This is a genomic window from Bosea sp. OAE506, assembly GCF_040546595.1.
In the GTDB taxonomy this organism is placed as follows: domain Bacteria; phylum Pseudomonadota; class Alphaproteobacteria; order Rhizobiales; family Beijerinckiaceae; genus Allobosea.
Genome location: NZ_JBEPOB010000001.1, coordinates 3,732,374 through 3,750,144, shown reverse-complemented (window position 1 = coordinate 3,750,144; position 17,771 = coordinate 3,732,374). Strand labels below are relative to the sequence as shown.

Below are 17,771 nucleotides of genomic sequence, written 5' to 3'. Positions count from 1 at the left end.
CGGTTTCCGGATCAGGCGAGGAACAGGGGACGCCAACCTGTCGCGGGCGGGCGGTCAGCGTCAAGGCTGGAGCGCCTCGGGAGAGCAGCGCTCGTCAGCGCGCAACGACAATGTTTCGGTGATCTGCGAATCCAGCACCAGATCGTCGCGGGCGCCGAGCAGCCAGAGATCCGTCACCATGAAGCGCAGCAGCGACACATCCCACCAGCGCGCGATGATCTCCGCGAGCGCTGCGGTCTCGCTGGCGTCGAGATCGTCGGTCAAATTGTAGAGCCCGACGAGATAGAGATCACCGGGCGGTCGCCCGAAGGCAGCCTGGACGTCATGGATCGGGTTCAGCCCGTCCCGCTTCTCTGGATAGACCCGCAGATAAATCCGCCCGCGGTTGACGTTGCCCGAGAAGGGGCCGCGCAGATCGACGGCGAAGGGCTCGATGCGGGCGAGGGCCCGACGGGCGTCGTCCGAGATCACCGGCGCGTCGCCGGTCGAGAGCGTGCCGCACAGGGTCGCATGCAGCCGATCGGACCGTCGCGGCGGGATATCCCAGGCGATCCTGGGCGCGAACGGTGCTGCACGCATCTCGGCGTCGAGCTGTTGGAAGGGCTCCGACGCTGCCAGCCGGGCTCCATCGATAGGCAGGACCAACGAGAAGACGGGCGGATGGACGCCCATCTCGTAGGCTCGCCCTTCCTGCCGCGCGATCACGCGGGGATGGTTGGGCGCCACCAGTGGCAGATGCGCCAGCCGGTAGGGCTCGTCCAGTATCAGCGGCGCTTGCGCGAAGTCGGTCAGGCTGCGCCGATAGCCCAGTTCGCCATCCGCGCAGAAGGTCAGCCCGATAGATGCTGCGGAGGCCTCCGGATCAGACATCGCCGTCTCCGGATTTGCGGAAGGGGCTCTCGTCTGCCAGCGCCGCCTGGCCCTCGGCGATCTGCGCCCGCTCACGCGTCAGGTAATGGGCCACTGCGCGCTTCAAGCCGGGATCGGCCAGATGGTGCAAAGAGCGCGTCACCACGGGGCGGTAGCCGCGCGCGAGCTTGTGCTCGCCCTGCGCGCCGGCCTCGACGCGGGCGAGCCCCTGCGCAATCGCATAGTCGATCGCCTGATGGTAGCAGACCTCGAAATGCAGGAAGGGGTGGTCCTCGATGCAGCCCCAGTTGCGGCCGTAGAGCGTGTCGGCGCCGCGGAAATTGATCGCGCCCGCGATGTAGCGCCCTTCGCGCTTCGCCATCACCAGCACGATGCGCTCGCCCATCGCCGCGCCGACGCAGGAGAAAAAGGCCCGGTTCAGATAGGGGCGGCCCCATTTGCGCGAGCCGGTGTCCTCGTAGAAGGCATGGAAATCGTCCCAGACCGCCTCGGTCAGGTCGCTGCCGCTGAGCACCTCGATGGTGATCCCGGCGGCCAGCGCCTCGCGACGCTCCCGCTTCAGCGCCTTGCGCTTGCGCGAGGCCAAGGTCGCGAGGAAGTCGTCATAAGTCGCGAAACCCTCATTGAACCAGTGGAACTGGAGGTCGTGCCGCTCCAGATAGCCCGCCTCGCTCAGCGCCGCGACATCGGGTTCCTGCGCGAAGGTGACATGGATGGAGGATGCTTCCGTCTGGTCGCACAGCGCCTCCAGCCCGGCGATCAGGCCGGCACGGGCCTCTGCCGCCCGTGGGCCCGGCGCGACCAGCAGGCGCGGACCGGTGGCGGGGGTGAAGGGTGCCGCGACCTGGATCTTGGGGTAGTAGCGCCCGCCTGCGCGCTGATAAGCGTCGGCCCAACTGTGGTCGAAGACATATTCGCCCTGGCTGTGGCTCTTGAGGAAGCTCGGCGCGGCGGCCAGCAGCCGGTCCTCGCCATCCTCGACCAGCAGATAGGCCGGGGACCAGCCCGAGCGCCCACCGACGCAGCCGCTCTCCTCGAGCGCGCGCAGGAAGGCATGGGACACGAACGGATTTTCCCGGTCGAGCCCGGCCGGCATCGCGTCCTGCGCCTGTGGATGGGCGCAGGCATCCCAGGCCGCGGCCGGAACCGCCTTCAGCGAGGTCGCGACGCGCACCCTGAGGTCGCCGGCCCCGCTTTCGCTCAAGGCGTGAAGCCTTCGAACACCATCTGGTCGGCGAGGCGCCCGGCCTTTTCCCGATCCTCCGGCGTGCGCACCGTCCAGCTCATCAGCGGCATGCCGACGACATTGCGGCAGAGATAGGGGGCCGCGCTGTCGAGATCGGCCACCTTCCAGGAGAGGAAGTCCGGCCGGCTCTGCTCGAAATGCAGCAGATTGGCCATGGCGCGGCGCTGGCCGGCATCGAGATGGGCGTAGTCGGGATAGGAATAGTCGTTCATTGCGACGATCCCGCGCGGCACGCCCGGCGCGATCTCGCGCAGCGCCGCGACGATCTCGGGATCGAAGGACTTGAACACGATCGGCTGGCCGGCGCGGCCGGCGACGATCTCGGCGGCGCGCTGCGTCAGCCGGAGATCGCCGTCGAAACGACTCTTGATCTCGATCACCAGCGGCACGCGCCCGCCGATCAGGTCGAGGAAGCCCGACAGTGTCGGGATCAGCGCCTGGCTGCCGCGCAGCGGAATCGCGGCGAGCGCCTCCGCCGTCTGCGCCGAGACGGCGCCTTGGCGCTCGGTCAACCGGTCCAGCACGAAGTCATGGAACACCATCGCCTCGCCATCGGCGCTGAGCTGGATGTCGCATTCGATGCCGAAGCCGTGGGCGATGGCTGCCTCGGCCGCCGGACCGCTGTTCTCGATCACGCCGGCGACGGCATCATGCAGTCCGCGATGGGCGATCGGGCGGGCGACCAGCCAGCCGAGATCGGGCCGTGCGCCGTTATTCAGGAGAGGGCCGCGCATCAGGCGATCTCGAACATCGCCTCGACCTCGACCGCCGCATCGGCGGGCAGCTGCGCCACGCCGATCGTCGAGCGGGCATGGCGCCCCTTGTCGCCGAGCACCTCGACCATCAGGTCCGACGCGCCATTCATGATCGCGGGCAGGGCGGCGAAATGCGGGGCAGTGTTGATGAACCCGCCGAGGCGAACGCAGCGCGTGATCCGGCTCAGATCGCCGTCGAGCGCCGCCTTGGCCTGGGCCAGCACGTTGATGGCGCAAAGCCGCGCGGCCTCGAGCCCAGCTTCATTGAAGATCTCGGCGCCGAGCTTGCCCTTGTGGGCATCGGAGAGCTTGCCGTCGAGGCCGAAGCAGATCTGCCCCGAGATCACCAGGAGATTGCCGGTGATGACATAGGGCACGTAGTTCGCGATCGGCGCGGCCGGCGTGGGCAGGGTGATGCCGAGTTCGGCGAGCTTGGTATCGACGGCGTTCATCGGGAAAACTCCACCGGAGCGGCTGGCGTGATGCGGGCCCGGCAAGAGGCGGCGCGGTGAAGCACGAGCCGGTTGCGGGACCCCTCCTTCATGGCCGATGCCCGCCCCGCCCGCAAGCGCGCGGCCATGCGCCATCCCGCCGCCCGCTGCGCGCGAGCGGCACCGCGGCGGCCGGCGACCGCCTTGTTTGCGCCATTGCGGCAATGCACCTAGATTCGGAGTGTTCAGCAACGGAAACGGCGCGCCCATGACGACGAACGCAGCAGGCCTCACCGGATGTCTCGCGGTGGTGACGCTCTGGACCGGCGCGGCGATGGCCCAGCCCCAGCCTGTCGAACGCATCGTGCTGGCGCCGCACCGGGCCGTCTATGATCTGGTGCTCGATGCCGGGAAGGCGGCCAAGAACGTCGACTCGGCCCGCGGCCGGATCGCCTTCGATTTCACCGGCGATGCCTGCGAGGGCTATGCGCTCTCCTTCCGACAGGTGACGCAGTTGCAGAGCGGTGAGAGCGGCCCGCGCCTGATCGATGCGCGCACCACCAGCTTCGAGGCCGGCGACGGGGCGAGCTACCGCTTCAAGACCGAGAGCTCCGCCAGCGGCGCGCCGAAGGAGACCGTCGACGGCACGGCCACTCGCTCGGGGGCGGGCTATGAGGTCAAGCTCACCGCGCCCAAGCCCGAGACCCATGTCGAGCCGGTGGCGGCGCTGTTTCCCAATGCGCAGATGAAGGCCGTCATCCAGGCGGCGCGCGAGGGCCGCAACACGCTCAACGTCCGGCTCTATGACGGCGCCAATGGCGGCAAGGACGTCTACGAGACGCTCTCCGTCATCGGCCGCAGGCTGGAGGGCAAACCTGCCGAAGAACCGCTCCAGCGGTCGGAATTCGAGAAGCTGGCGCGCTGGCCGGTGACGATGTCCTACTTCAAGGTTGGCTCGGGCGAGACGACGCCGAGCTACACGATCTCCTTCGAACTCTATGAGAACGGAGTCACCGGCGCGGTCCGGCTCGACTACGGCAACTTCGCCTTGCGCGGCACGCTCACGCGTCTGGATCTTCTGCCTCAAGCGGATTGCGCGAAATAGCGGTTCCGTCACCGACCCGCTGCGGCAGGCGCAGGCTCAGGCCCTTGCCGATGGCGGCGTCGCCGAAGCGGGCGCGCAGGCTGTCGAGCGCGCCCTCCATCGCCTTCAGCTTTGGCGTCGCCACATCGGCGAGATCGCCATGGTCGGCCTCCTCCGGGCCGGTCAGGTCGCTCGCCCCGATGCCGATCAGCCGGTAGCGTGGGCCGGTGCATTCGCGCCGCAGCAGCTCCCGTCCCGCCGTGAACAGCCGCGCCGCGAGCTGGGTCGGCTCCGGCAGCCGCGTCGCGCGGGTGATCGAGTGGAAATCCGCCGTCTTGAGCTTCAGCGTGATCGTCCGTCCCGCCAGCTCCTGATGCTTCAGGCGCTTCGAGGTCTTCTCGCAGAGCCGCCAGAGCACCGGCTCCAGTTCCTCGAAGCGTGACAGGTCGATATCGAGCGTCGTCTCGCTGGACACGCTCTTCGTCTCCCGGTCGGGCGTGACGCGCCGCGGGTCGATGCCGTTGGCGAGGTTCTTCAGCCGCGGGCCGTCCTTGCCCGCCAGCCGGAACAGCTTGTCGACAGGCGCCTCGCGCAAATCCCCGATCAGCCTGAAGCCGGCTTCCGCCAGCTTGGCCGCGCTCGCCTGGCCGATGCCGGGAATGAGGCCCACCGGCTTGGCGGCAAGGAAGGACACGGCCTCCGCCCGCCCGATCAGAGAGAAGCCGCGCGGCTTGTCCATGTCGGAGGCGACCTTCGCCAGGAATTTCGCATAGGACAGCCCGACCGAGACGGTGATGCCGATCTCCGACTCGATGCGACGTGCGAAGCGCGCCAGCGTCACGGCTGGGCTCGCATGATGCAGCAACTCGGTGCCCGAGAGATCGAGAAAGGCCTCGTCGATCGAGATCGGCTCGACCAGCGGCGTCAGCTCCTGCATCAGCCGGCGCACCTGCCGGCCCACGGTGACGTATTTGGCCATGTCCGGCTTGACCACCACGGCCTCGGGGCAGGCCTTGAGTGCCTTGAACATCGGCATGGCCGAGCGCACGCCATAGGTCCGCGCGATGTAGCAGGCGGTCGAGACGACGCCGCGCTTGCCGCCGCCGATGATCACCGGCTTGTCGATCAGCGAGGGGTCGTCGCGCTTCTCCACGGCCGCATAGAAGGCGTCACAGTCGATATGGGCGAGGCTGAGGCTGTCCCTCTCGGGGTGGCGCAGCAGGCGCGGCGAGCCGCAGGCGGGGCAGCGCCGGGGCTCGGCCTCGTCGCCCTCATGGTCGCGCAGGCAGTCGCGGCACAGGACGCGCCGCGCCACGCCCTGCGCAGGCGCGGTCAACCGTGCTCGCCGGCGGGTGGCCCGCCCAGCCGCTCCCGCGCCAGCGCCACTGTCTCCGGGTTCACGCCCGCATTGGCGGCGAATTCGAGCAGCAGCGAATCGCTGCCGCCGACATGGTCGAGCACCGCGGCGAGGAAGCCCGGGTCACCGGCCGCGGCCCGCAATGTCGCCGGTCCGAGCCCCGTCGTGGCGAGGAAGGGCTCGAGCCGTTCGGGCTCGGCGGCGAGAAACCCCAGCGCGCGCAGGGCCAGCATCTCGGCGTCGTCGTGGCTCGGGGGTCTCGCCATGGCGGTCGGAAGGCTCCTGTCGGAATCGGTCGGGGGATTTGCGTTTCGTCAACGGCTTACATGCTAGGCAGTCATCATGGAACGAGGCTGCCAGCTTGGGCAATCGGGGTCCGACCCCTGTCCGTGGCGCAAATGAAGGGCGGCATCATGAAGACGGTTCTGATCGTCGAGGACAACGAGCTCAACATGAAGCTCTTCAATGACCTCCTCGAGGCGCATGGCTATGCCACGCTGAAGACGGCCGACGGCATCGAGGCGATCGAGCTCGCGCGCACGCACCGTCCCGACCTGATCCTGATGGACATCCAGCTACCCGAGGTCTCGGGGCTCGAGGTGACCAAGTGGATCAAGGAGGACGACGACCTGAAGGCGATCCCCGTGATCGCGGTCACCGCCTTCGCGATGAAGGGCGACGAGGAGCGGATCCGGGAGGGCGGCTGCGAGGCCTATCTCTCCAAGCCGATCTCGGTCGCCAAGTTTCTGGAGATCGTCCGCGCCTATGCCGGCGCGGCCTGAGCGTTCGAAGGGCAAGCCATGTCAGCGCGCGTTCTGGTCGTCGACGACATCATCACCAACGTGAAGCTGCTGGAGGCGAAGCTCTCCTCTGAGTATTTCGACGTCGTCACTGCACTAAACGGCCCCGACGCGATCGCGATCTGCGAGCGTGGCGAGGCCGACATCGTCCTGCTCGACGTGATGATGCCGGGCATGAACGGCTTCGACGTCTGCCGCCGCCTCAAGAGCGAGGCGATCACGGCCCATATCCCCGTGGTCATGGTGACGGCGCTCGACCAGCCGGGCGATAGGCTCAAAGGGCTGGACGCCGGCGCCGACGACTTCCTGACCAAGCCGCTCGACGACACCGCGCTCTTTGCCCGCGTCCGCAGCCTCGTGCGGCTGAAGTCGATGACGGACGAGCTGCGCAACCGCGCGCTCGCCTCGCGCCGCCTCGGCATTGCCGATCCGCTGGCCGCCGCGGCCTCCGAATCCGGGCTGAACGGCCGCATCCTGATCATCGAGGACCGGCCGCGCGTGGTCGAGCGCCTCGAGACCGCCCTCTCGGCCTTCCACGTCGTCGAGGTCGAGCCGGACCCGCAGCAGGCGCTGCTGCGCGCTGTCGAGGGCGAGTTCGACAGCGTGCTGGTCAGCCTCGATCTGCAGGGCTTCGACGGGCTGCGCCTGTGCAGCCAGCTGCGCTCGCTCGAACGCACCCGCAACGTCTCCGTGCTGATGATGGGGGAGGCGGAGGACCGCACCCGCATCCTGCGCGGGCTCGAGATCGGCGCGCATGACTTCCTGATCCGCCCGATCGACCGCAATGAACTCCTGGCCCGCGTCCGCACCCAGGTACGGCGCAAGCGCTTCACCGAGAAGCTGCGCGACAGCGTGCAGTCCTCGATGGAGATGGCCGTGATGGACCAGCTCACCGGTCTGCACAACCGCCGCTACATGGACACCCGCATGGCGGCGCTGTTCGACGAATCCGCCTTGCGGGCGCGCTCGCTGGCTCTGCTCGTGCTCGATATCGACCACTTCAAGAGCGTCAACGACAGCTATGGCCACGATGCCGGCGACGAGGTGCTGCGCGAGTTCGCTGATCGCGTCCGCGCCTGCACCCGCGGCATCGACCTCGTCGCCCGGATGGGCGGGGAAGAGATCGTCGTGGTGCTGCCCGACACCGCTCTCGACGCCGCCTATGCGGTGGCCGAGCGCATCCGCGAGCGCGTGGTCGGCGAGCCCTTCGGGATCAAGAGCGGGACGTCCTCCATTCCCGTTACGGTCTCGATCGGCGTTTCGAGCCGGCGCGCCGGCGATGCCTCGCCCGCCGAGATCATGAAGCGTGCCGACGACGCGCTCTACCTCGCCAAGGCGAACGGCCGGAACCGCGTCATCGCCGCCAACGCGGCCTGAGCTTCGGACTCTGACTGGTTACCCGGTAAGGTTAAGCTCCGAACAACATTGGTGAATCGCTGCAGGACTGTTGATTCGCGCGCCACGGGGCTGCAAGGGTTCGGGCGACGCAGCGTCATGCGCTGCCTCGAGACGCCCCTCGGCTCTCAGGTCCGCCGCATCTCCTGGGAACCCGGAGGGCTCGGCCGGTCGGTTGCGGACATTCTGGCCTCCTCAGAACCGCCACCGGCCGGCCACCTCGCCCTCGCTCAGAAATACTGCGAGAGCAAGGCCGGCAGGCCGTAGCCGATGCCGGCGAAGATCGCGAGAATCCCCACGAGCATCGCCGCCGCGACGACACGGTTGCCGAGGAAGCGCGAGGAATCGATCTCGACCATCATTTTCAGCAGGCGCCGCCCCGTGCCATGGGGCGTGCTGCGCGGTTCGGATGGGGGAACACCGGTTGTCATGAGCGTGCTCCGGGAGGCGTGAAGAATCCGCCGCCTCGCCTGACATGGCGACGGCCAGCATCGACTGCCATGGTGCCAGCAAGAAACCGGCCACTGCGTGATAAATCCGCCGCAGTCGTCGCCAAACCAGCACGAGATTCGGCTCTGGTCGCCCAAGGTTTTGCTGTGCTGCCCTAGGGTCATCACGGCGGTGGCGGCCGCGCGATACCCTGTCGACGCTGCGCATCCTGCGTTCCGATGCGGGGATGCTGGCATGACACCCTCGATCGAGGGACCGGCTCATGCCTGTATTCGACTGGGCGCTCTGCCTCGCGGCATCACCCTGCCGCGGCCATCCAACAAGGCTGAAGGCTGTCCGTAACGCGGGGCGCTAAAGGCCGGCGGCGCGCCGCAGCGCGGCGTTGACGCGGTCCTGCCAGCCCGGGCCCTCGCTCTGGAAGTGTTCGAGCACATCGCTGTCGATGCGCAGCGAGACCAGCTCGCGCGCTCCGGGAAGAGCGGTCCGCTGCGCCACGGGCTCGGGCGCCGGCGGCTTCGGGGCGGCGAAGAGGGCTTCCGCCTTGTCTCGCGCGCTGAGGGGGCGGCGTGGCCGGTCGTTGCTCATAGCGCGAGAATCCTTCGGGGGCCGAGGGGATATCGAGGAAGACCGGCGGGCTGAGCGCCGAGGCAGGCCATGGCGCAACAAAAAACCGCCCTGAGGGGGCGGTTTTCGTGAAGGACCGGCATCAGCGGGGCCGAAGCCTCACTTGATCTTGGTTTCCTTGAACTCGACGTGCTTGCGCGCGACCGGGTCGTACTTCTTCTTCGACATCTTCTCGGTCATCGTGCGCGAGTTCTTCTTCGTCACGTAGAAGAAGCCGGTGTCGGCGGTCGAAAGCAGCTTGATCTTGATGGTCACGGCCTTGGCCATGGGGATATCCTCGAACCATGCGGGGCGGGTGAGGCCCACGAAAAAGGAGAAAGGCCGGGCGAGCCCGGCAAACCGTCGGGCGTGGGAATGCCGGAAAGGGGCGCCGAAGTCAAGGCGGATCGCTGCGCCCCGCCTGCCGGCGCCAGGAGGCGGGAGTCAGAGTTCCTCGCGCACGAAGCGGCCGTTCTTCTCCCAATAGAATGGCACGGGCAGCCAGGGCGCAAAACCGCCGGCGATCCGGGCTTCCACCTCCTGGATGATGACCTTGGTGATGGTCGGCAGGTCGAGTTCCTTCGCCTCGTCGAAATCCACCCAGACGAGGTCGATCAGTTCCGAATCGGGCCCAACGACGTTTTCGATGCGCTTCACGCTCGCCGTGGCGTCGACGGTGAAGAATCGGGTGTCGAAGCGCTTGGGCCGCCGCGGCGGCGTGATCGCCCGGGCGACGAAGGACACCGCCGACAGATCCGGAAAGATGCCGTGGCCTGCGAAATCGGCCCAGCTTCCCGCCGGCGGTTTCTCGGGCGCGCCGTAATCCGCCGAGCCGAAGAGCAGGCCGGTCTCCTCGAAGGTCTCGCGGATCGCCGCCAGCGCCAGCACGCGCGCCTTGCCCGCGCTCGGGCGCATCATGCGCTTCAGCAGCCGGTCCTCGCAGATCTGGGCCAGTGCGCCCGTCGCGCTCATCCGCCGGTCGCCGGGATCGACGCGCCCGCCGGGGAAGACGTATTTGCCCGGCATGAATTTATGGCCGGGATGGCGCTTGCCCATCAGGATGCGGGGCTTTGCCGCCGCGCGGTCGAGGATCATCATCGTCGCGGCATCGCGGGGCCGCTGGTTGACGGCGACGCGGACGCGTTCGGCATTGGTCAGGGTGACGGCATGGTCGTTCATGGCTGCTGCACCGCGGGGGGGAGGGGCTGACGCTCGGCTGCGTCCGGCCGGCCACCGAAGCCGTGCATGCGCAGCGCCCATTGCAGCCCGATGACGCCGCCCTTCACCGGCTGCATCAGCAGCAGCGAGAGGATGACGGTCAGCGCCGGCCACACCGCCATGTGCAGGCCCATCGACCAGTCGGCGTATTTCTCGGCCATCAGCAGCCCGCCGACGACGACATGGCCAACGATGGTGATGACGACATAGGGGGGAAGGTCGTCGGCGCGCTGGTGATGCAGCGCCTCGCCGCAAGCCTCGCAGGCATCGACCGGCTTCAGGAAGCCCTTGAACAGGCGCCCCTGGCCGCAATGCGGACAGCGCCCGCGCAGGCCGTTGCCGATTGCCCGGCGCCAGTCCCGGGTCTGCGGCTGCTCGCTCGCCGTATGGATCTGGACCGCCATCACCGCCTCTTTCCGGATTTGGGTTTGCCCGACTTGCCCTTGGCGAAGCGCCCCGGGCCGCTGCGGCCGCCGGGCGGACCACCAAAGGCGCCGCCCTTGCCGCGGCGGGGCGCGAGGCCGCGTCCACCCAGGCCGCCACCCGTTGCCGCCCGGCCGGCCGAGAGCAGCTCGAAGCGCAGCGCGCCTGCGACGGGTGCGGCCTCGACCAGCTTCACATGGACGCGGTCGCCGAGGCGGAAGCTCTCGCCGGTCCGCTCGCCGATCAGCGCATGCGCCGCCTCGTCATAGCGGTAGTAGTCGGCGCCGAGCGTCGAGGCGGGAATGAAGCCGTCTGCGCCGGTGCCGTCGAGCTTGACGAAGAGCCCGGCCTTGTTGACGCCGCCGATGCGGCCGTCGAAGGAGGCGCCGATCTGGTCGGCGAGGAAATGCGCGATCAGCCGGTCGACCGTCTCGCGCTCGGCCGCCATCGCCCGCCGCTCGGCGGCGGAGATCCGCGTCGAGACCTCCCGCAGCGTCTCCAGCGTCGTGCCTTTGGGCAGGCCGTCCTCGCCGAAGCGCTGAGAGGCCACCAGTGCGCGATGGACGACGAGGTCGGCATAGCGCCGGATCGGCGAGGTGAAATGGGCGTAGCGTCGCAGATTGAGCCCAAAATGCCCGTAATTCTCGGCAACATACTCCGCCTGAGCCTGGCTGCGCAGCACCACCTCGTTGATTAAGATCTCGTTCTCCGAGCCCTTGATCATGCCGAGGATGCGGTTGAACAGCGCCGGCCGCAGCACGCCTTCCTTGGGCAGCTTGATGCCGATCGAAGCCAGCACCTCGCCGAGCGCGCGCATCTTCTCCAGCGATGGCTCGTCATGGCAGCGATAGATCAGCAGGCTGCCGGCCTTCTCGAGCGTCTCCGCCGCCGCAACATTGGCGAGGATCATGAACTCCTCGATCAGCTTATGCGCCGCCAGCCGCTCCGGCACGACGACGCGGTCGACCGAACCGTCCGGCTTCAGGATCAGCTTGCGCTCGGGCAGGTCGAGATCGAGCGGCTGGCGCGCATCGCGCGCGCGGGCCGCCACGCCATAGGCCGCCCAAAGCGGCATCAGGATCGTGTCGCGGACGGCCGCGCCCTTCTCGTCGCCCTGTCCATCGATGGCGGCCTGCGCCTGCTGGTAGGAGAGCTTGGCGGCCGAGCGCATCAGGATGCGGTGGAAGGAATGGCTCTTCTTCGAGCCATCGGCCTTGAGCACGAGCCGCACGGCCAGCGCGGGTCGGTCCTCGCCCTCGCGCAGCGAGCAGAGGTCGTTGGAGATTCGCTCCGGCAGCATCGGCACGACCCGGTCGGGGAAATAGACCGAGTTGCCGCGCTCCAGCGCCTCGCGGTCGAGCGCCGAGCCCGGCCGGACATAGGCCGCGACATCGGCGATGGCGACGGTGACGATATGGCCGCCGGGATTGTCGGGGTCGCTGTCCGCGGCGGCATGGACCGCGTCGTCATGGTCCTTGGCGTCGGCGGGGTCGATCGTGATCAGCGCCAGATCGCGCCAGTCCTCGCGTCCCGCCGTGCCGACCGGCCGCACGGCCTCCGATTCCGCGATGGTGGCGGGTTGGAAGACGTTGGGGATGCCATGGGCGTGGATCGCGATCAGGCTGACCGCGCGCTCGGATTTCAGCGAGCCCAGCCGCTCCTTGACCTGCGCCTCGGGCGGGCCGAAACGGCTCTCGCTGCGCAGCGCGACCGAAACGAGGTCGCCGTCCTCGGCGTCCCCAGTCTGGCCCTTCGGGATCATCGCCTCGCGGCCCTGCGCCTTCTTGTCGATCGGGATCAGGCGGCCCGAACCGTCCGGCATGGCGCGGAAGATGCCGAGCACCTGCGCCTTGCCCTTGCCCATCACCTTCAGCACGCGGCCGGAATAGGCATAGCCCTCGACGCCCTTCAGCCGAGTCAGCTTCAGCAGCACCTGGTCGCCGAAGGCCGGTGCGGGTGCTGCGTGGCGCTTGGCGCGGAACTCGCGCGGCCGCTCGATCAGGATGCGCGGCGCGACACCCTGCTCGGCCTCGTTCCATTCCAAAGGCACGCCATAGGCGTCGCCGTCGCGATCCTTGCCCTTGATCTCGCAGAGCAGGACCGGGGGCAGGGCGCCGCGCGGGTGTACCGGCCGATCGACGCCGTCGCCGCCGGTCTCGCCCTCTTCCTCGAGCTCCTTGAGCAGGCGCTTCAGCCAGATCTTGCCGCCGCCCGAAAGCCCGAAGGCCTTGGCGATCTCGCGGCGGCCGACCTCGCGCCCGGCTTCGCGCTCTGCGTCGATGAAGTCGAGGATCGCCTCGCGGCTGGGTTCAGGCGCGGACAAGGCCGGGGCTTTCCGCATGGGGCAGGGGCTGCGTCATTCGCCTGATGTGGCATGCGCGGGCACGCGACACCAGAACCCGCAGCGGATTTCGTCCCTGTAACGGAAGAAGGGCCGCCCTTTCGGGCAGCCCTTCCATTGCCGAACCGCAGCCCCGGTAACCGGGCCTGAAGGTCCAAAACTCAGGCGGAACACGACCCCCACGGAGAGAGAGACCCTGTCTGCCCGCTTTGACCCAGCGGTTGATGACAATGAGACACTGGATCACCTCCTTTCAGTTGTTACCGACGCAAAGAGGCTAGGGCGATTCCCGCGGCGGCGTAAATGTCAAAAAACGCGCTGCATGTCGCGGCCGCGAACCCGGGTTTTGCGGCGATATCGTCACTGTTGCGGCCCGCTGCCTGTTCGATGGGCGGCCTGTTTGCTCGCGAAATGAGCAAATCGCCCGGTGGCGCACGATCCTTGCGTGGCGGCGTGGCCGCATCGCAGGAAATGGCGCCCGGGACGCGTGAATGGCAGAGACTTGCGGGGTTGTAACGTCCGGTTGTGCCGTTGGCACGCCGCTTGCCAGTTCAGCCCTCGGGCCGGGGAGGCCCGCCGACGCCTCACTCCGACGGCGCGGCCAACCAGGGTTGGTTCGGGGGATCATCCGTGAACACCACACGTCGCGTTATTCTGGGCGCCGCTCTCGCGGGCGCCACCATGTTTGCATCCCATCTGCCGGCGGCGGCGCAGGAGACCATCAAGGTCGGCATCCTCCACTCGCTCTCGGGCACGATGGCGATCTCCGAGACGACGTTGAAGGACGTCATGCTCATGCTCATCGAGGAGCAGAACAAGAAGGGCGGCGTGCTCGGCAAGAAGCTCGAGCCGGTCGTGGTCGACCCCGCCTCCAACTGGCCGCTCTTCGCCGAGAAGGCGCGCGAGCTGATCACCAAGGACAAGGTCTCGGCCGTCTTCGGCTGCTGGACCTCGGTGTCCCGCAAATCCGTGCTGCCGGTCTTCAAGGAGCTGAACTCGATCCTGTTCTACCCCGTCCAGTACGAGGGTGAGGAGAGCGAGCGCAACGTCTTCTACACCGGCGCCGCGCCGAACCAGCAGGCGATCCCCGCGGTCGACTATCTCGCCAAGGAGGAGAAGGTCCAGCGCTGGGTGCTGGCCGGAACCGACTACGTCTATCCGCGCACGACCAACAAGATCCTCGAGGCCTATCTGCTCGCCAAGGGCGTGGCCAAGGAGGATATCATGATCAACTACACGCCGTTCGGTCATTCCGACTGGCAGACGATCGTCTCCGACATCAAGAAGTTCGGCACCGCCGGCAAGAAGACCGCCGTGGTCTCGACGATCAACGGCGACGCCAACGTGCCGTTCTACAAGGAACTCGGCAACCAGGGCGTCAAGGCTACCGACATCCCGGTCGTCGCCTTCTCGGTCGGCGAGGAAGAGCTGGCCGGCATCGACACCAAGCCGCTGGTCGGCCATCTCGCCGCCTGGAACTACTTCCAGTCGGTCAAGACGCCGGAGAACGAGGCCTTCATCAAGCAGTGGAAGGCCTTCAAGAAAAACGACAAGGCCGTCACCAACGACCCGATGGAGGCCCATGTCATCGGCTTCGCCATGTGGGTGAAGGCGGTCGAGAAGGCCAAGAGCTTCGATCCCGACAAGGTGATCGACGCGCTGCCGGGCATCCAGGCGCCGAACCTGACCGGCGGCATCTCGACGATGCTCCCCAACCACCACATCACCAAGCCCGTCCTGATCGGCGAGATCAAGGCCGACGGCCAGTTCGACGTGGTCTCGAAGACCGATCTCGTTCCCGGCGACGCCTGGTCCAAGCACCTCGACGGCTCCAAGGACCTGATCGGCGACTGGGTCGAGAAGAAGTGCGGCAACTTCAACACCAAGACCGGCAAGTGCGGCGGCGCCTGACGACTTGAGAGGGGGAGGGCCGGCACGGGCGCCATAAGGCCCGGCCGGCCCTCGCAATCAGCGGCACCCCCGGCTCGGGCCGGGGGTGTTCGCCACACAAGAGCCGGCGCTGCGCCCCGCCCGCCGACCGACCATGCGAAGCGAGCCCATGCGGATCCTGTCCTGCCTTCTGCGCACCCTGGCGCTGGCGATGCTGCTCGCGCTCCATCCGGGTGCGGCCGCCGCCCAGAACGCCGACGACCCCTTCGTCCGGCTCGCTGCCGACAGTTTTTCCGAAACCAACCGCGCCATCGAAGGGCTGATCGCCCAGGCGCATCCGCAGGCGGCCGTGATCATCGAGGCGCTGGCCGAGGGCCGGCTGCTGGCCGGCGGCGGCACCGTCGTGGTGCGGATGCCCGACGGCCGCATCCTCGACGCCCGCACCGGCGCGACCCTGCCCGCGGCGCCTGCGGGTCTTGCGGCCGTGCGGCTCAACAACAGCGTCCGCCGCACCATCCAGGGCGCGCTCGGCGGGCTCGGCCTGCTCAATCCCGACGCCGGCAAGCGCATCGCCGCGGCCGAGGCCGTGTTCAAGTCACGCGACGCCTCGCTGCTGCCCGTGCTCGAAGGCGCCATCGCCAAGGAGACGAATGCCCGCGTCAAGAGCGCGCTGCGGCAGGCACAGGCGGCCATCCTCGTCGCGAAACCGGACGCGCCGCCCTTCGACCGGATCGCCGCCATCGACGTGCTGCGCGAGCGCGGCGACCAGGATGCGCTGGCGACCCTGCGCTCCCTGCCGGCCGATGCCTCCGCCTCGCTGAAGGAAGCGCAGGCCCGCGCCATCTCCGACATCGAGGGCCGGCTGGCGCTGTGGCGGGCCGGACAGAACCTCTGGTACGGGCTCTCGCTCGGCTCGGTGCTGCTGCTCGCCGCGATCGGGCTGGCCATCACCTTCGGCGTGATGGGCGTGATCAACATGGCCCATGGCGAGATGGTGATGATCGGCGCCTACACGACCTTCATCGTCCAGGAGGTCATCCGCACCAGTGCGCCGGGCCTGTTCGACTATTCTCTGCTGATCGCCGTGCCGCTCGCCTTCCTGGTGGCGGGGCTGGTGGGCATCGCCATCGAGCGCGGCGTCATCCGCTTTCTCTATGGCCGGCCGCTGGAGACGCTGCTGGCGACCTGGGGCATCAGCCTGATCCTGCAGCAGGCGGTCCGCACCGCCTTCGGGCCGACCAACCGCGAGGTCGGCGCGCCCGCCTTCATGTCGGGCGCCTTCGAGATCGGCGAGATGGCGATCACCTGGAACCGGCTCTGGATCATCGTCTTCGCGATCCTCGTCTTCGCGGCCCTGCTGGCGATCCTGAAGCTGACGCCGATCGGCCTGCAGATGCGCGCCGTCACCCAGAACCGGCGCATGGCCTCGGCCATGGGCATCCGGACCGGCCGCGTCGATGCGCTCACCTTCGGGCTCGGCTCCGGCGTGGCGGGGCTGGCGGGCGTCGCGCTCTCGCAGATCGACAATGTCAGCCCCAATCTCGGCCAGAGCTACATCATCGACAGCTTCATGGTCGTGGTCTTCGGCGGCGTCGGCAATCTCTGGGGCACGCTGGTCGCCGCGATGACGCTGGGCGTCGCCAACAAGCTGCTTGAGCCCTATGCGGGGGCGGTGCTGGGCAAGATCGCGCTGCTCGTCTTCATCATCCTCTTCATCCAGAAGCGCCCGCGCGGCCTGTTCGCGCTCAAGGGCCGGGCGGTGGAAGCATGATCGCGCGCTTCCTCCTGCAGGACATGGACCGGCGCGGCACGGTCTTCCTCGCCATCATCGCCGGGCTCGCCATCCTGATCCCGGCTTTGAACCTGCTCGTGCCGGCCGGCTCGCCCTTCCATGTCCCGACATCGACCATGTCGCTCTGGGGCAAATATCTCTGCTACGCGCTGCTGGCGATCTCGCTCGACCTCGTCTGGGGCTATTGCGGCATCCTCTCGCTCGGCCATGGCGCCTTCTTCGCGCTCGGCGGCTACGCGATGGGCATGTATCTGATGCGCCAGATCGGCTCGCGCGGGACCTATGGCAACCCGATCCTGCCGGACTTCATGGTCTTCCTGAACTGGAAGGAGCTGCCCTGGTACTGGTACGGCTTCGACTCCTTCCCCTTCGCGATGCTGATGGTGCTGCTCGCGCCGGGGCTGCTCGCCTTCGTCTTCGGCTGGTTTGCCTTCCGCTCGCGCGTTACCGGCGTCTATCTCTCGATCATCACCCAGGCGCTGACCTACGCCCTGCTGCTCGCCTTTTTCCGCAACGACATGGGCTTCGGCGGCAACAACGGCCTGACCGATTTCAAGGACATCCTTGGTTTCAACGTCCAGGCGCAAGCGACTCGTGCGGCTCTGTTTTCCATGACCTGCGTCATGCTGATCGCGGGCTTCCTGATCGCGCGCGGCATCGTGGTCTCGAAACTCGGCAAGGTCGTCATCGCGATCCGCGACGCGGAATCGCGCACGCGCTTCCTCGGCTACCGGGTCGACCGCTTCAAGCTCTTCGTCTTCACCGTCTCGGCCTGCATGGCGGGTGTCGCGGGGGCGCTCTACGTACCCCAGGTCGGCATCATCAACCCCAGCGAATTCGCCCCCGCCAACTCGATCGAGACCGTGATCTGGGTTGCGGTCGGCGGGCGCGGCACGCTGGTGGGCGCGGCGCTCGGCGGCGTCGTCGTCAACTACGCCAAGACGATCTTCACCTCGGGCTTCATGGCGCCCTACTGGCTGTTTGCGCTCGGCGCGCTCTTCGTCTTCGTCACCATCTTCATGCCCAAGGGCATCCTCGGCACGGCGCAGGACTGGTGGGAGAAGCGGCGCAGGCCTGCTCCCGCGAAGACGCCCGAACCGGCCCCGGCGGAGTGAC

18 protein-coding genes are annotated in these 17,771 nt (G+C 68.0%); 6 read left to right on the top strand and 12 right to left on the bottom strand.

Features of this window, described 5'->3' with window-relative positions; all coding sequences use genetic code 11:
• Positions 1 to 60 precede the first annotated feature (60 nt).
• The 4 genes from ABIE41_RS18210 to ABIE41_RS18195 are packed head-to-tail and all read right to left on the bottom strand — an operon-like array spanning position 61 to position 3,323.
• Positions 61 to 870, bottom strand: a complete 810-nt coding sequence (locus ABIE41_RS18210; protein WP_192641680.1) for a 2'-5' RNA ligase family protein — start codon at positions 868 to 870, stop codon at positions 61 to 63.
• Positions 863 to 2,074: a GNAT family N-acetyltransferase gene (locus ABIE41_RS18205; protein WP_192641679.1), complete on the bottom strand. Its 1,212-nt coding sequence runs from the start codon at positions 2,072 to 2,074 to the stop codon at positions 863 to 865. Before ABIE41_RS18205 ends, ABIE41_RS18210 begins: the two co-directional genes overlap by 8 nt.
• Positions 2,071 to 2,850: a glycerophosphodiester phosphodiesterase family protein gene (locus ABIE41_RS18200; protein ID WP_192641678.1), complete on the bottom strand. Its 780-nt coding sequence runs from the start codon at positions 2,848 to 2,850 to the stop codon at positions 2,071 to 2,073. The genes ABIE41_RS18205 and ABIE41_RS18200 overlap by 4 nt, the downstream gene beginning before the upstream one ends.
• The gene (locus tag ABIE41_RS18195; protein WP_192641677.1) at positions 2,850 to 3,323 is read right to left on the bottom strand and encodes a RidA family protein; all 474 of its coding nucleotides are present in this window, start codon (positions 3,321 to 3,323) and stop codon (positions 2,850 to 2,852) included. The genes ABIE41_RS18200 and ABIE41_RS18195 overlap by 1 nt, the downstream gene beginning before the upstream one ends.
• Positions 3,324 to 3,570: 247 nt before the next feature.
• On the opposite strand from ABIE41_RS18195, the gene ABIE41_RS18190 reads away from it, so the two are divergent.
• Positions 3,571 to 4,407, top strand: coding sequence for a cell envelope integrity EipB family protein (locus ABIE41_RS18190; protein ID WP_354192721.1), 837 nt, complete (start codon positions 3,571 to 3,573; stop codon positions 4,405 to 4,407).
• On the opposite strand, the gene ABIE41_RS18185 is transcribed toward ABIE41_RS18190, so the two are convergent.
• Complete coding sequence (locus ABIE41_RS18185; RefSeq protein ID WP_465247094.1) at positions 4,364 to 5,722, bottom strand: DNA polymerase IV; 1,359 nt, start codon at positions 5,720 to 5,722, stop codon at positions 4,364 to 4,366. The two genes, ABIE41_RS18190 and ABIE41_RS18185, sit on opposite strands and share 44 nt — an antisense overlap.
• Positions 5,719 to 6,009: a DUF3572 domain-containing protein gene (locus ABIE41_RS18180; protein ID WP_192641676.1), complete on the bottom strand. Its 291-nt coding sequence runs from the start codon at positions 6,007 to 6,009 to the stop codon at positions 5,719 to 5,721. Before ABIE41_RS18180 ends, ABIE41_RS18185 begins: the two co-directional genes overlap by 4 nt.
• Before the next feature lie 144 nt (positions 6,010 to 6,153).
• Here ABIE41_RS18180 and ABIE41_RS18175 point away from each other — a divergent pair, with 144 nt between their 5' ends.
• Both ABIE41_RS18175 and ABIE41_RS18170 read left to right on the top strand, forming a co-directional pair.
• A complete protein-coding gene (locus ABIE41_RS18175) occupies positions 6,154 to 6,525 on the top strand; it encodes a response regulator (protein ID WP_192642859.1) in 372 nt (123 codons plus the stop codon).
• An 18-nt stretch (positions 6,526 to 6,543) separates the two neighbouring features.
• Entirely contained in the window at positions 6,544 to 7,920 is a 1,377-nt protein-coding gene (locus ABIE41_RS18170; protein ID WP_192641675.1) for a PleD family two-component system response regulator, read from the top strand.
• Positions 7,921 to 8,168: 248 nt separating this feature from the next.
• Here ABIE41_RS18170 and ABIE41_RS18165 read toward each other — a convergent pair whose 3' ends face one another.
• From ABIE41_RS18165 to rnr, 6 genes are all read right to left on the bottom strand, one after another.
• Entirely contained in the window at positions 8,169 to 8,369 is a 201-nt protein-coding gene (locus tag ABIE41_RS18165) for a hypothetical protein (RefSeq protein ID WP_192641674.1), read from the bottom strand.
• Between the two features lie 370 nt (positions 8,370 to 8,739).
• On the bottom strand, positions 8,740 to 8,973 hold the full coding sequence (locus ABIE41_RS18160) for a BrnA antitoxin family protein (RefSeq protein WP_192641673.1): 234 nt from the start codon (positions 8,971 to 8,973) through the stop codon (positions 8,740 to 8,742).
• 138 nt (positions 8,974 to 9,111) lie between these two features.
• Complete coding sequence (gene rpmG / locus ABIE41_RS18155; protein WP_038367996.1) at positions 9,112 to 9,279, bottom strand: 50S ribosomal protein L33; 168 nt, start codon at positions 9,277 to 9,279, stop codon at positions 9,112 to 9,114.
• A 156-nt stretch (positions 9,280 to 9,435) separates the two neighbouring features.
• Positions 9,436 to 10,170, bottom strand: a complete 735-nt coding sequence (locus ABIE41_RS18150) for an NUDIX hydrolase (protein WP_192641672.1) — start codon at positions 10,168 to 10,170, stop codon at positions 9,436 to 9,438.
• Positions 10,167 to 10,613, bottom strand: coding sequence for a DUF983 domain-containing protein (locus ABIE41_RS18145; RefSeq protein ID WP_192641671.1), 447 nt, complete (start codon positions 10,611 to 10,613; stop codon positions 10,167 to 10,169). The genes ABIE41_RS18150 and ABIE41_RS18145 overlap by 4 nt, the downstream gene beginning before the upstream one ends.
• On the bottom strand, positions 10,613 to 12,973 hold the full coding sequence (rnr, locus tag ABIE41_RS18140; RefSeq protein ID WP_192641670.1) for a ribonuclease R: 2,361 nt from the start codon (positions 12,971 to 12,973) through the stop codon (positions 10,613 to 10,615). The genes ABIE41_RS18145 and rnr overlap by 1 nt, the downstream gene beginning before the upstream one ends.
• Positions 12,974 to 13,654: 681 nt before the next feature.
• Here rnr and urtA point away from each other — a divergent pair.
• The 3 genes from urtA to urtC all read left to right on the top strand — a co-directional run bounded on the left by urtA (position 13,655) and on the right by urtC (position 17,770).
• Positions 13,655 to 14,884 (top strand): urea ABC transporter substrate-binding protein, encoded by a 1,230-nt coding sequence (gene urtA / locus ABIE41_RS18135; RefSeq protein ID WP_192642858.1) that lies wholly within the window; start codon positions 13,655 to 13,657, stop codon positions 14,882 to 14,884.
• A gap of 148 nt (positions 14,885 to 15,032) precedes the next feature.
• Positions 15,033 to 16,634: an urea ABC transporter permease subunit UrtB gene (urtB, locus tag ABIE41_RS18130; RefSeq protein ID WP_192641669.1), complete on the top strand. Its 1,602-nt coding sequence runs from the start codon at positions 15,033 to 15,035 to the stop codon at positions 16,632 to 16,634.
• Positions 16,631 to 17,770, top strand: coding sequence for an urea ABC transporter permease subunit UrtC (gene urtC / locus ABIE41_RS18125; RefSeq protein ID WP_069054905.1), 1,140 nt, complete (start codon positions 16,631 to 16,633; stop codon positions 17,768 to 17,770). Before urtB ends, urtC begins: the two co-directional genes overlap by 4 nt.
• Position 17,771: the final 1 nt, after the last annotated feature.